Annotated in this window: 9 protein-coding genes; 4 read left to right on the top strand and 5 right to left on the bottom strand. The window is 47.7% G+C overall.

Annotated features, from left to right (window positions below; translation table 11 throughout):
- Nucleotides 1-42: 42 nt before the first annotated feature.
- Nucleotides 43-2,289 carry a glycoside hydrolase family 88/105 protein gene (locus AC4E8D_RS01465; RefSeq protein WP_221822250.1) on the bottom strand — a complete coding sequence of 749 codons (2,247 nt, stop codon included), beginning with the start codon at nt 2,287-2,289 and terminating at the stop codon, nt 43-45.
- A gap of 370 nt (nt 2,290-2,659) precedes the next feature.
- On the opposite strand from AC4E8D_RS01465, the gene AC4E8D_RS01460 reads away from it, so the two are divergent.
- Nucleotides 2,660-3,487 (top strand): methyl-accepting chemotaxis protein, encoded by an 828-nt coding sequence (locus tag AC4E8D_RS01460; protein WP_449003729.1) that lies wholly within the window; start codon nt 2,660-2,662, stop codon nt 3,485-3,487.
- A gap of 177 nt (nt 3,488-3,664) precedes the next feature.
- Here the strand turns inward: AC4E8D_RS01460 and AC4E8D_RS01455 are convergent, their stop codons facing one another.
- A complete protein-coding gene (locus AC4E8D_RS01455; protein ID WP_449003730.1) occupies nt 3,665-4,483 on the bottom strand; it encodes an endonuclease/exonuclease/phosphatase family protein in 819 nt (272 codons plus the stop codon).
- Between the two features lie 280 nt (nt 4,484-4,763).
- Here AC4E8D_RS01455 and AC4E8D_RS01450 point away from each other — a divergent pair, with 280 nt between their 5' ends.
- Both AC4E8D_RS01450 and AC4E8D_RS01445 read left to right on the top strand, forming a co-directional pair.
- A complete protein-coding gene (locus tag AC4E8D_RS01450; RefSeq protein WP_486094897.1) occupies nt 4,764-6,542 on the top strand; it encodes an SWIM zinc finger family protein in 1,779 nt (592 codons plus the stop codon).
- 5 nt (nt 6,543-6,547) lie between these two features.
- Nucleotides 6,548-9,568, top strand: a complete 3,021-nt coding sequence (locus tag AC4E8D_RS01445; protein WP_449003758.1) for a DEAD/DEAH box helicase — start codon at nt 6,548-6,550, stop codon at nt 9,566-9,568.
- 112 nt (nt 9,569-9,680) lie between these two features.
- Here the strand turns inward: AC4E8D_RS01445 and AC4E8D_RS01440 are convergent, their stop codons facing one another.
- A complete protein-coding gene (locus tag AC4E8D_RS01440) occupies nt 9,681-10,145 on the bottom strand; it encodes a hypothetical protein (RefSeq protein ID WP_076210297.1) in 465 nt (154 codons plus the stop codon).
- Nucleotides 10,146-10,527: 382 nt separating this feature from the next.
- Between AC4E8D_RS01440 and AC4E8D_RS01435 the strand changes: the two genes are divergently transcribed.
- The gene (locus AC4E8D_RS01435) at nt 10,528-11,211 is read left to right on the top strand and encodes a type 1 glutamine amidotransferase domain-containing protein (RefSeq protein ID WP_339306489.1); all 684 of its coding nucleotides are present in this window, start codon (nt 10,528-10,530) and stop codon (nt 11,209-11,211) included.
- 103 nt (nt 11,212-11,314) lie between these two features.
- Here the strand turns inward: AC4E8D_RS01435 and AC4E8D_RS01430 are convergent, their stop codons facing one another.
- Together AC4E8D_RS01430 and AC4E8D_RS01425 are read right to left on the bottom strand one after the other, a co-directional pair.
- The gene (locus AC4E8D_RS01430) at nt 11,315-12,274 is read right to left on the bottom strand and encodes a 2-keto-3-deoxygluconate permease (RefSeq protein ID WP_490205771.1); all 960 of its coding nucleotides are present in this window, start codon (nt 12,272-12,274) and stop codon (nt 11,315-11,317) included.
- Between the two features lie 6 nt (nt 12,275-12,280).
- A complete protein-coding gene (locus tag AC4E8D_RS01425) occupies nt 12,281-13,738 on the bottom strand; it encodes a glycoside hydrolase family 1 protein (RefSeq protein ID WP_490205770.1) in 1,458 nt (485 codons plus the stop codon).
- Between the last annotated feature and the right edge of the window lie 27 nt (nt 13,739-13,765).

The raw sequence follows: 13,765 nt of genomic DNA, 5'->3' as shown, positions 1-13,765 counted from the left end.
AGCTCGATGTTCAGCTATAAAAATGTGTTTCCTGCGAGTCTGTCAGGAATGTGAGACGGCAGGTGAAGACACCCTGTGCTCAGCCAGATGTTTCTTCATTTTTGCCACTTCAGTTCCTGCCAGCATCATAATGCCTATTCCGTGATTGTCATTGGTGACGGTACGCAAGTCCTGATCATAATACTCTGCCGTAAACGCATATCTCGAACCGCTGCACACACCATGCACATTCCCTTGACGATCGATTGCTTTGCAGATGAGTCCCTTCCAAGCCCGCTCGGCAGCTGCGACATAAACTTCAGGGTCTTTGAACCAGCCAAAACGCACACCTCTCGCAAAACCATAGGCAAACATCGCCGTGCAGGAGGCTTCTTCATACGTCTGCGGAACATTCAACACCTGATGCCACAACCCGCTTTCCCCTTGAAGCGCTGCGTACCCTTCACACAGCTCATTGAAGAAATCTATTAAGGCTGGACGCTCGGGATGCTCTGCCGGCAAAGCTTCCAATACCTCCGTCAAGGAAAACAGTGTCCAGCCATTTCCCCGTCCCCATGGAATCTGCGTTGCCTGTTCGTATTTGAAATCATACACATGGGACATGATCTTGAACTCAGGCATAAACAGATACTTCCGATACAGTGAAAATTGTCTGGCGGCTTCATCCAATGCGGCCGAGTTGCCTGTCACCCGTGCATAACGAACGAGAAACGGCGTACTCATGTAGAGATCATCTGCCCACATGGTATTCTCGGCATACTCCCCTACACATGTGCGATAAAATGCCCCATCCTCCTGTCGTTCCAAACGGAAAAGCATGAAATCGGCGATCCGTTCAGCAATCGGAAGAAACGTTGGTTCATGACACTCGGAATACGCTTCCAGCATGGCTGAACCAAAAGAACCGCAGTTATCCAGCATTTTCAGCATGACCAATTGTTGATTGACTGCCGGGAAACCATACTGCTCCCGATCCCATAATGAGTACTCATACATCTGGGTACATGCCTGCACATGCTCAGCCGCATAACGTGTAATGTCCGGTCTTTGCAAATAACGCCCCGTCCGTAATAGACCATATACAGTGACACCCAATGGATAATCCCAGCGACCATAATTAGTCACACTGCCCACTGTCCATTTGTTGCTTAACATCGCGTTCTCATAATAAGGTCTGATCCAAGCATCCGGTCGATCTAAGCGCCAATACGTCTGTTCTAGACCCGTTTGATACACTCGGTCCGTTCGAGTCAGATCCGCCAAGTCCGGTTCAACCTCCGATTCAAAAGGTCCAACATATAACCAAGACTCTCCATTAGCACCGTGCACACGCTGAGGAAGTTCCAGTGAGAGCGGCTTGCCCGACACGGTTGCGTTCAAATTAAAATGCCAAGGTCCCGCCGCCGTATCATTGCATTCACTTCGGACAATCAGGTCACTCCGCCCAAAAGAGGCTGGTACATCCACCTCGAACGAACCCGCTTCCTTCACTTGCGCCACAGGCTTGCCACTAATCCATATACTCAGAGAACCGGAAGATTGACCTGACAATCGCACCGCATTCCCGGTTGAATCGTTATTGTTCAGATGGGTCCAAGCATAAGCATGTTTTCCAGGAAGATTTCCGAATATTCGTTCGAAAGCTGGCTTGGTTTTATCTTCATCAGACCAGCCTGTCTCAGGCAGCCAGTTCAAGCTGTAGTCCGATTCTTTTCCAAGCAGGTCCGGTTGTTTACTCGTGGCTGGGTTCGGTTGGGAGAACACCCACCCCGCTTGCCCCTGTCTCTCCTGAAATGGAGCAAATACATTCAAAATGCGCACTTTTCCTTCATCTGACCCAAACTGGCAGCCAAATCCGGCAGGGGTGTTTTTCATCTCCAGCCAAATGGTGTTCCAACCAGGCTTGATATCGATGCTGAGCTTCACCGTTGCGTCTGGACTAATCTCATCCATTACGGTAGAGCGATAGACCAACTGCTCATTGAAATAGAAACGAACAGGCCCATAACAGCGGACCAACACGTCCAGATTCCGGTCCTCGTCCCCCCAAACCAGTGCAGCTGCGTAGGATATATGGTCTTTAGGCGTACCAGGAAAGCGTTTACCTAAATTCAGATCATAAAGCCCTTTTTCATTTTGCAAAATACCAGACTTCTGGAATACCCGATATACAAAATCAGCCTGCGCATTGGCTCCAATATACCTCTCGGCTAGTACCTTCAACACCTGATCCTGATCTTCTCCAAATCGGTAATACATGCTCTGCGGTTCACTGAAATAGGTCGTCATCGATGGCACACATCCTTCTTCTGTTGAAATAAATTCTTATATCATAGCATTCATACCGTCCACACTAGAGCACTAAACTAATATGCAGTAATAAAGTATAGCGCTTAACCTAGGTGGGTAATCCCCTTACCGGGAAATAGGTATGTCCCTTGGTTATCTTCTGAATAGCCGAATAATAATCCCAGTATAACTGACATGTTCTGTGGTGGCTACAGATTTTTGATTACGCTTACAATTATATTGGATTTAGTCGCCTTTTCTCTCTAGGTTAACTTAAATTTAAACAATGGTTTAAAAACAAGAAAACGTTACCGATATAAATACTAGATTGAAAAATTCCACTTTTTGTATCGGGAAGGAAAGATGCACATTGAATACTCTTGAATCTCTGGTAAATGCTATGCCTTTTGTTAGCCAAATGTTCCGTGACGACATATCCATATCCATTAATGATCATGAGAAAGTATTGTATTTTTCCGAGGCAAAAAGTCTGGAGATTGGCGTGAAGGTTGGGGATGAGCTGCATGATGATTATAAACATTTCAAAATGCTGACTAACAGAGATTCCCGTACCGTGGCACGTATGCCTGGTGATCTGCAGGGTAGACCTTTTGATTCCATTCTAATCCCTATTAAAGAGAACGATCAGGTTGTGGGTATATTGGGTGTAAACTACGCGTTGGATAGTCATATGACACTGGAAAATCTGATTCGTGAAAATGAAACAACCATTAATGCTCTCGTTGGTGGCATTCAGCAGATTGCTGCACATTCCGAAGAACTCTCCGCAACCTCGGAAGAGATTCTGCGTAACTCCAAAAAAGCTTCAGAGAACTCGGTCAGTGTAGGTAAAGTAACAAACGTCATTCGTGAAGTATCGGAACAAACCAACCTGCTTGGACTCAACGCCATGATAGAGGCAGCTCGTGTGGGCGATCAGGGAGCCGGCTTCGGTGTAGTTGCCAGTGAAGTACGCAAGCTGTCCGATCATACGAAACAAGCAGCGGCTGATATCGAAACATCCCTCGGTAGTGTACAAGATTCCATGAAGCATATGGAACAAGAGATCGGTCAGATTACAACCGCAACAGTGGATCAGGCCAAGCTTGTTACCGAGTTCATGGAAAGTATCGAACAACTTAGCGAGACAAGCGCGAATCTGAAAAAGTTTGTACATCAGATGCTGTCGCTCGAGTAACAGTCCAGTTCCGCAGCAGAAAGAAAGAATGAATGATATGATATGAAATGTACATAGACACAGAAAATGATTTAGAATGTGAAAAGCCTCCGGCAACTTCCCTTAACAGGAAGTCAGCGGAGGCTTTGTTTCGTATTTGCGGTGATATCACCTTTATAGTTTATGGTCACACGGCTGTTATATCTCTACAGCGACACCAAAATGGTCGGACACGACCGGCCCGTTTTTACCGTTCAAGACCACGGTAGAAGATTTAGCCTGAATCGGACGATTGGAGAAAATATAGTCGATCCGAAGATCGCGTTTGTTATCTGCCCAGCCGGCAATGGCCTTCACCACAGTTGCTCCTTCATCCTTTTGCAATGCTGTGGTGTACAGGTCATTCCAGCCTTTGCTCATCATATAATCATAACCTTCATCACGCACTTCCGCGACATTATTGAAATCACCCATTATATATAACGGCTGATCCATGTAGGGGGCAAGCTTGCTCTCCGTTAACTCCCACTGTCCCTTGAAAGGTTCCTGCGCATCATCCCACCAGTTATAATGTCCGTTCACAAACCAGGTTGCTTCACCTTGGACGACCGTCTGGATTCCCACAATCTTGCGTGTACGATAGTTGTTATAATCCCGCATGTGGGACACGTATTCCCCAAAAGCCTGCTTAATCGGCGTCCGGCTAAGGATCGCCAGTCCTTCATCGTACTTTTGGAACCCAACATGAGCGGGAATCCACGTCCAGTAATATTGCTCTGTCAGCTGCTGAAGCAGGACGTAGGCATAGTTGTCTTTTTTAATCACAGCGTCGGATTCAGTAACATAATACATCTTCAGTTCTTCTTCAGAAAGCGCCGCTTCCTGCATGGATTGGTTGACCTCCTGCATGGAGATTACATCGAATTGATGTGTATTAATAAAATCAGCCAGTTGACTGATCTTGTTCAGTTGATTCTCTTCCGCCCAAGCGTGTGTGTTTAACGTAAGTATTTTCATATGCTCTCTCCTGTTGTGTGTAATATGGCCGTTTCCCCGGCCTGCATCGTTCCTGAAAGGAATACATACCATAAGCATACACAATATGGTGTAATCATGCATTCCGTCCGCCAGCAGAACCGACGTGTTCATCCTGATTCCAGTTGGTCTAAAATAACTTCAAATTCTTCATAACCCATGCACGGATTGGCTCATAACTGATATGATGGATACAACAAATTTACAACATCACGTCATAGACGTGGTGATTACTGAACCTATGTTTACCCCAGGAGATGGAATGATGAACATACCGAATAACATGAGGATGGATGATGCGCAGTGGCGACAGTTGATCAGGCAGGTTGCGGAGCATTTTAATAACCTGACGATCATGCGCGGATTCCAATATTATAAACAGAAACGTGTCGGACCATTAACCTATTCCGAACAACAAGGGATCTCGGCCGTTGTACAAGGATCGGAAGAGTACGAGGTCACACTAAGCATGCAGTCCCTGACTACAAGTCATTGTACCTGCCCGGTGAGTTCCGTATGCAAACATATGACGGCTGTATTAATGAGTTATGCCGAGCAACTGGAGCGACCTGTGCATGCGATTGTGAATGCGCACTCCAGTACTGCGCTCAAACAAACGACCAAACCCGTCGGTGCCATGTCCGCAGGACTATCCAGCTATACAGATGCCGATGAACAGCAGGATACGGACATTCCGGACAACCAATACAGCCAGATCAAGGAACGTGCAACAGAGCTTGCTGATCTCGAAATCTCGGAATGGCACGAGCTATTCCACTCCTGTCTGAGACGGCTGGGTACTGGCACAGCAAGCACGTCCTACGTACAGGAAGCAACGGACGAGCTATATGCCATTAAGCCAAGACTGAACGCTGCAATGGACCAACTTTTTGAACTACATGTACAGCTGCACCTCATCCGATTCTGCGTGCCACCGGCCCGTAACTCCATCACGCATACTCCCGTGTACTTGAGTTACCCTGCCCAGCTCGCGGTGGATGCACTTCTGAAAGACATTGAGCGGATCTTTAACCATCCACTAGACCTCTCGGGTCTAAAGGGAAACAAGCTTGAACAACTTTGGAGCAGACTGGCCGAAACCTCAGCTTATTTACGCAAACAGATGATGCCTGAGACAGCCAGCATGATGTTCTTCACCCCGATCTATCGACAACTTTGGTTGAACTGGATTGTACCTGAGCTTCAAGGGTCGCGGGACATGTTAGTGTCGGAACAGGCCATCTTAGATGATATAGAGCGCAATATAACCGCCGCTTCGCCACCTTCCCAGTCAGGTGGGAGTGTCTTGGGTAGCGCTCAGAGTAATGAAAGTGGTATTGATAGACCAAGCAAAGCAGTAACACTGCCTTTACCACTCTTACTCGCGCAGAGCTGGATGTACTTCCATGTAGGGCAAGATGATCAGGCATGGCAGCGACTCATCCATGGAAGCTCAACCTACGGTTTCCCGCCAGAACAACTGTTGCATTTTCTCCATGTACTCGCAGACTCGGCTGAATGGAAGCGGCTTGGGGATTGGTTGGTACAACTTGGTCCCTTGCTGTCGAATCGGCGTAATACGCCTTTGAATGATTACATGCATCTGTGGGACACGGCTATTCAACATCTGCCTGATACAGAGAACCGAATGTGGGACACGCTTGTCAGTATGCTTCCCCACTCCCGCCCCGCCTACGAGGATGCTATGCATTCGCGTGGACAGTGGCGCAGGTGGATTGATTTTCAGCTGAGTACAGGGACGGAGCCTCTCGAATTTCGCGTAGCGATGCTGCAACCGATCGAAAAAGATGCACCCGAACTGCTGCTTCCCTTCTATCATCAGGCAGTGGAGCGTTATATAGGACACAAAAACAGGGACGGATACAAAGCGGCGGTGAAGCTGCTGAAACGTCTGTCCAAAATCTATAAAAAAATGAAGCAAGAAGCGCACTGGGAGCAATTCATCACCACACTCGCCGTTCGTAACAGTCGGCTGCGCGCCCTGCAGGAAGAGCTTCGGAAAGGTAAACTGATCTCATGAGCTTAATTCATCCTTACACTGAAACGATTGAGGTTCACGTCGCTTTAACCGGATATGGCGATGCTTTGTTTTACGGAGCACTCAACACACACCACTTTGTACCGGGACAGTCGCTTAAGCAGCGATTGTTCGCTTGGCATGCGCCTTCCTTCTACGGGACCGAACTGGAAGTTCGGCAGATTGAGGAGATTGAGCTGGTTGTTCTGCCTGCGGAAGAAGTGATTTCCTTCTTTGCCGAGATGCATACGCTGCTTCATATTGAATGGAAGTGGGACGAGCAAGCGGAACATCTGATTCGACTAGCTCCAGCACTGGCATCCTCCATAGAGAAACGAAAATACGTACCTAGCTTCGAGGCATACCGTGCAGGACAGCTTCAGTGGACCTGGGACCCGGATAGCTTGAAAAAGCAGGAGCGGGCATCGCTTACCAAGGCGATTCAACAAACGGACGAGAGTTATGCCGAAGGACTCGGGGCGGCTTACTCCGCCTTCGTATTCCAACGCTGGTACAGTTCAGAGGAAGCGGCAACCGATCTGCGGCGTGAATTCCCGCAGTTGTTCCCAGAGCGTGGCACTCTACCCAAGACAGCCGGGATGGATGCTCAGTCCTGGCTCGTATCCATTGGCTGGAAAGCAGATGCCGCACCATTCAGACCCATGCTGCAATTGCAGGAGCCGGACGAGGATGAGCCATCTTGGCGGCTGCGACTGGTGTTGCAGAACAAGCTGGATGCCGCTGTATTGGTGCCCGTCATGCTGGATTCACGGGGCAGACTTGAAGGCGAATGGCCAGAGGTATGGACACCGTTCATTCTGGATCGCTCCGCCGGATGGCTGGATCAGTTGCGTGCACATCTGCCGCGTCTTGGAAGCTCCATTAGTGGTAGGCGGGATGTGCTGAGTGATCCTTTGGGAGATCAGGAAGCCTGGCAGTTCCTGACGCAGGATAGCGGCAGGTTGCTCGCAGCGGGCTGGCAAGTTCTGCTGCCTGGTTGGTGGGAAGCAGCCCGTAAGAAGAAACCAAAGCTACGTGCTAAGGTGCAGCCGGAGGAAGGCAGTGAACGGGGACAGTCGTTCTTTGGACTGGACTCGATTATTCATTTTGACTGGCGAATTGCGATTGGTGACACCGATCTCAGCGAAGATGAGTTCGCCGACCTTGTTGCCCGTAATGAACGATTGGTTCGCTTCCGTGGAGAATGGGTTCCTCTCGACCCCGACCTGCTGGAACAGATACGTCGTGCCATGGGCGGTGTAGATCGGGAACAAGGACTCTCATTCCAGGATATTCTGCACCTGCATCTGCTGCACAATGAGCAACGGGAATATCGCAACCAGAAATGGAAGGAAGGACAACAAACTGAGGAAGAGCAGCAACCACAGGATGATCAGAACATTCGGCTGGAAGTAGAACTGAATGAGCACCTGAACCGGGTTATTGCACAACTCGGGGGTGGACAAGGCGGCGCACCTTCCCTGCCCATTCCGACAGGACTTCATGCCGAGCTGCGATCGTATCAGAAGGAAGGTTTTGCATGGCTTGGTTTCCTGCGCAGATTCGGCCTTGGGGCATGTCTTGCCGATGATATGGGTCTCGGAAAAACCATTCAATTCATCACGTATCTGTTACACATCAAGGATCATGAACCACGTAAGCCGGGACAAGCCCCGGTACTTCTAATCTGCCCAACTTCCGTACTGGGCAACTGGCAAAAGGAAATTAGCCGCTTCGCTCCCTCCATTCATGTCAGTCTGCATTATGGCGCACGCCGATTAAGTGGAGAAGAATTCCGGGAGCAGACCGAGCAGGTGGATATTATTATCACGTCCTTTGCTACGGCTACACTGGATCAGGAGATGTTACAAAACTATACGTGGTCATGCATCTGTCTCGATGAAGCACAGAATATCAAGAATGCTCAGACCAAACAGTCGCTGGCTGTCCGCAGTTTCCCGGCGAAACACCGCATTGCCATGACAGGTACGCCGATCGAGAATCGGTTATCCGAGCTGTGGTCGATCTATGACTTTATCAATCCAGGATATCTGGGCAACGCCCGGGCATTCCAGACTCGCTTCATCAGTGCCATTGAAAAAGATAAAGATGAGCAGCGCATGCAGGATCTGCAGCAATTGGTGAAACCATTCATGTTGCGCCGCAAGAAAAAAGATCCCAATATCCAGCTAGATCTGCCGGACAAAAACGAGATGAAAACCTATATTCACCTCACGGGCGAACAAAGTGCATTGTATGACCAATCCGTGCAGGCCCTGATGGATAAAATGAAAGAGCTGGAAGGTATCAAGCGCAAAGGCGCAATCCTATCGGCGTTAACCCAGCTCAAGCAGCTGTGTGATCACCCACTTCTGCTGACAAAGGAAGCTTTGCCGGAGGAGCTACCCGAAGACGGTGCACTGACATCTGCTTATGATGTGTACAGCCCGCAGGATATGGCGATGCTGATCAGCCGCTCCGCAAAGCTGGAACGACTGATGGAGCTTGTCCGGGAATTAAGGGACGAGGGCGAACGGTGCCTGATTTTTACCCAATATATCGGTATGGGACAGATGCTGCAACAAGTACTACGTCAGGAGTTGCAGGAGCCTGTATTGTACCTGCACGGGGGTACGTCCAAAACGGCGCGAGATCGCATGATTGAGGAATTCCAGTCCCGTACATTGCCTGAGGATAAGCAACCATCCGTCTTCATTCTGTCCATCAAGGCTGGCGGTGTGGGATTGAATCTGACCGCAGCCAATCATGTGTTCCATTTTGACCGCTGGTGGAACCCGGCTGTTGAGAATCAAGCTACCGACCGGGCTTACCGAATGGGCCAAACCAAAGATGTTCAGGTGCATAAATTCATCTCTCTTGGCACATTGGAGGAGCGTATCGACGAGATGTTGGAGAGCAAGCAGCAGCTCAGCGATAATATCATCACAAGCTCCGAAAACTGGATTACCGAATTGTCGACGGATGAGTTGCAGGATCTGTTCACTCGGCGTCGTGACTGGTCGGGCTAACTTGGATTAGATGAGATATATCATAGAAAAAGAGAAATACAAAAAGAGCGAAGTTTCGGAATTTAAATTCCGGCTTCGCTCTTTTTGTGTTGTTACAGTTAATCATCCGTTCTTAACGCATGTTACCGATGATGGATGATCTTGAATCCTGCATTTTTTTGACAAAGTTCGTCATGACATCAAACGCTTCATTGCGCTTGTTGGACATGGACTGCAGACGAAGCATGTCCATCTGTTGGGAATTGCCCGCTGCATCAATTTGGCCTTTCAGCTTTTGAATAGCTGCTTCATCCCCGTTTTGCTGGGCTATCTGCAATTGAGAGTTCAAATCCGCGATCAGTTGATTACGGTTCTGAACTTCCTGAATTTGCGTTTGCAATTGCGCATCCAGCAATTTGGTGCGTTCGCTCTGAACCATCATCAAAGCCGTTTCGATATCCATACTGCTGATGTTGACAGGTGTTACGCCAGAAATGTTGGAGACTGAAACTGTGCTCGCTGAAGCTGAAGAGACGATGGATACTGCAGCAACAGCAGCAACTACTGTTGAAGCGAAAAATTTGCCTGAACGTTTCATGAATGTTCCTCCAAGTATATATGTAATATGTACCAGTTTTTCGTTGGCATCTTCCGCCATTCTAAATCAAAAGAACTAGTTGTTCAATCAAATTAACTTCAAATTTGAATTAATTAAGATTCCCCTTACACACGCCTACCTCGGCTTACAATTTGAGTAAATTAAGCAGGGCATAATAAGTAAAACTATATTTTTACGGCATATTTACTACTACTAGTTTGTTCCTTACTCCTACGCATGAAAGTCACATTGGAGAACGACGATACGTTCATGATTTTACTTTAGAAAAAGGTTATGTTATATTTGATAATAGATTTTACACAATCTAATTTTGTGATATTTAATATAAATTGATGATATATATTTTACGGGAGGTTTTTATATGAAAAAGATTCTGGTTGTTCTAACAAATGTAGATAAGTACGCAACAAAGGACGAGCCTACTGGCTTGTGGCTGAGCGAAGCAACTCACTTTATTGAAGAGTTTGACCATAATGACAATGTTCAGATCGATCTGGTTAGCCCTAAAGGTGGGAACGTACCACTTGATCCGAAAAGTCTGGGCGACTCTCTGGATGAGAGCACCAAAGCCTATTTCGAGAACGAAACGTTCATGAACCAATTGAAAAATACGTTGAAACCTGGCGAAGTAAACGCGAGTGACTACGATGCAATCTACTTCACAGGGGGTCACGGTACGATGTGGGATTTCCCGGACAATGCCGAACTTCAAGAGCTTTCTCGTGATATCTATGAAAAAGGTGGCGTTGTATCCGGCGTGTGCCACGGGGTTACAGCCCTGCTGAATGTGAAGCTGTCCAACGGCCTGCTTCTAATCAACGACAAAACCGTTTCCGGCTTCACGAATGAGGAAGAAGCATTGGCTCAACAAACTGAGTATGTTCCTTTCCTGTTGGAAGATGCGTTGAGAGAACGCGCTGCACAATATGATAAAGCTGCTGCCTTCAGTTCCTATGTCACAACAGATGGCCGTGTGGTCACAGGACAGAATCCGCAATCCAGCAAAGCTGTAGCTGAAAGTGTTAAACAACTGCTGGGTCTGTAAAATAAACCGATCGATCCCTCTCCTCCCCTAGGAGATCATATAGATGTACAAAGCAAAACAGCACGTGATCCGTCATAATCTGACAGAACACATGCTGTTTTTTCTAGTGATTTGTTGAAGCAGAAGCTTCCGTCGCTGTTCCTCCAGCCAAACGCTTCACGATATAAGGCACGGTCACTGATGTCAGGATCACGGCAAACGCAATCTGGGCGATCGCTGTGTCAACATAAGGCGCATACACCGGATTGAACCCGGCAGCCATCGAAGGCACCACCATGGACAATCCAGCAACCGAACATGTCGCAGCCGCTGCGTAACCGGGCCGTCTTAATATCGCGCGATCGATTCCAATGAGCGGCAGCATGCAGATCAGCAAAAATAACACCGTGACCAGCAAACCGGACAGACTGGACTGAAATGCAATGCGCAGATCAATATTGGACCCAAAGCTTGTACCTAGGAAAGGCAGCAGAATCAGTGTTCCCGGAGCGAACATCTTCTGTATATTTCTGTCCAGGTTACCAAGCAGTATCCCGATCAAGAAAGGTACTAGCGTAGCAAGTACACTGAGGTAATCGATACCGACACCGCTTGCCGAATTCAATATCATAACCGGAATAATCGGTACGGCGATTAGATTCAGAATGCCAAACGCAGCACGATCCACATCATCTCCGTACGTGTTCATCAAGGCCAGATATAATCCCGGATTACAACTGGTCAGAACGGCAATGAAGGCTACCGCAGAAACACCCCCGAACCCACTTATGCCAAAAAAGTGTACAAACGCCCAGCCGAACAGGCAGCTGATGAGGATACGTGAAATACAGAGCACCCCTGCTCTCTTCAAAGTCACCAGAAGCTGTGACAAGTTAAGCTGTGTTCCTGATATCAGTAAAATCATACCGATCAGCACCATGGTACCTTTCGATGTGAACAGCGCTGTTGTTGGATCTCCGATCTGAAAAAACGATGGAAACACCGTGTTGATGACCGCGGCGGCCAGCATAGGAACAATCAGCAAGCCGCCGGGTATTTTTTTGATACGACCCATAATGTTCATGCTCTGTTACAGTTCTGCTCCGTTGGTACGGATCACATTCTGATACCAGAAGAAGGAACCCTTACGATATCTTTCGAGCGTACCATTGCCATAGTCGTCCTGATCCACATAGATAAATCCGTACCGTTTGCTCATCTCAGATGTCCCTGAACTGATCATGTCGATTGGTCCCCACATCGTGTATCCCAACACCTCGACCCCATCCGCAATGGCGAGTCCCATCTGTTCGATATGTTTGCTCAGGAAATCAATCCGGTATGGATCGTTGATCGTTCCGTCTTCGTTCAGCTTGTCGTAGAAGCCTGAGCTGTTCTCCAGAATAAAGACAGGCTTTTGATACCGATCATAGACGAGATTCAGCGTATAACGCAGGCCAATCGGATCAATCTGCCAACCCCACTCGTTAGCGGGCAGATGCGGGTTTTTATATACACTGTGTACATTGCCTGCCGTTAGTTCGAGCTGCTCTGTATCACTGCTGGAAATCATCGAGTTGTAATAAGACATCCCCACGAAATCAGCCGTATGTGCTTGAATGCTATCCAGATCGCCATCCTCGATGTGCAACTGGATCTCCTTGTTTTTGAAATACGTTTTACTATAGTAAGGGTACTCGCCTTTATTGAGCACATCGAGATAGAACTGATTTTTCATCTGATCATCCTGCTGCATCTGAAGCGCATCCTCCGGCTTGCAAGTGTAAGGATACGTTGTGAAATAAGCCACCATACTTCCGATCTGGTTATTCGGATCAATCTCATGAGCCATCTTGGTTGCTCTGGACGCAGCTACAAATTGATGATGCAGCCCCTGGAACAGCATTTCTTCATAATTTGGAGCATCATAATCAATGATTCCCAGCGTTTTGGCCGATGCTTTCACGCTCATGTTGATCTCGTTGAATGTCACCCAATATTTCACTTTGCCCTTGTAGCGATTGAACAACACATCACAATAGTTCACATACAGATCGATCAGCTTGCGGTTATACCATCCTCCGAACTTGTCCATCAGTACAATTGGCGTATCAAAGTGACTGATCGTGATCAAGGGCTCCATACCGTGTTTAAGACATTCATCAATGACCTGATCATAGAACTCTAATGCCTTTTCATTCGGAACAGCATCGTCGCCACCTGGAAATACTCTGGCCCATGAAATGGAATAACGAAATACTTTGAAGCCCATCTCGGCAAACAAGGCGATATCCTCACGGAAGTTATGATAAAAATCAATCCCCCGACGCTTCGGATATTTTACGGTATCCGGGTCATTCTTGGCCTCTTCAATCATCTCCCAATTCACTCTGATCTGCTTGGTCACTTTGCGGTCGTTCTTCTCGTTAAACTTCATCACTTCTGGAATGGTCAGGCTCTTGCCATCCACATTATAAGCTCCCTCGGCCTGACAGGCAGATAGTGCACCGCCCCATAAAAAATCTTTTGGAAAATTGGAATTTGTCATTTTAGTTTCCTCCTGTTATTACGTATT

This window comes from Paenibacillus sp. SRL342 (assembly GCF_984798905.1).
The sequence above is the reverse complement of the archived record's forward strand: the minus strand, read 5'-3'. Positions and strand labels throughout refer to the sequence as shown.

Bases quoted from the DNA above. Each gene is read 5' to 3' on its own strand.
- AC4E8D_RS01455 (WP_449003730.1), bottom strand. From the start codon at position 4,483: ATGAAAATACTTACGTTAAACACACACGCTTGGGCGGAAGAGAATCAA.
- AC4E8D_RS01430 (WP_490205771.1), bottom strand. From the start codon at position 12,274: ATGAACATTATGGGTCGTATCAAAAAAATACCCGGCGGCTTGCTGATT.
- AC4E8D_RS01450 (WP_486094897.1), top strand. From the start codon at position 4,764: ATGATGAACATACCGAATAACATGAGGATGGATGATGCGCAGTGGCGA.
- AC4E8D_RS01465 (WP_221822250.1), bottom strand. From the start codon at position 2,289: ATGACGACCTATTTCAGTGAACCGCAGAGCATGTATTACCGATTTGGA.
- AC4E8D_RS01435 (WP_339306489.1), top strand. From the start codon at position 10,528: ATGAAAAAGATTCTGGTTGTTCTAACAAATGTAGATAAGTACGCAACA.
- AC4E8D_RS01440 (WP_076210297.1), bottom strand. From the start codon at position 10,145: ATGAAACGTTCAGGCAAATTTTTCGCTTCAACAGTAGTTGCTGCTGTT.
- AC4E8D_RS01425 (WP_490205770.1), bottom strand. From the start codon at position 13,738: ATGACAAATTCCAATTTTCCAAAAGATTTTTTATGGGGCGGTGCACTA.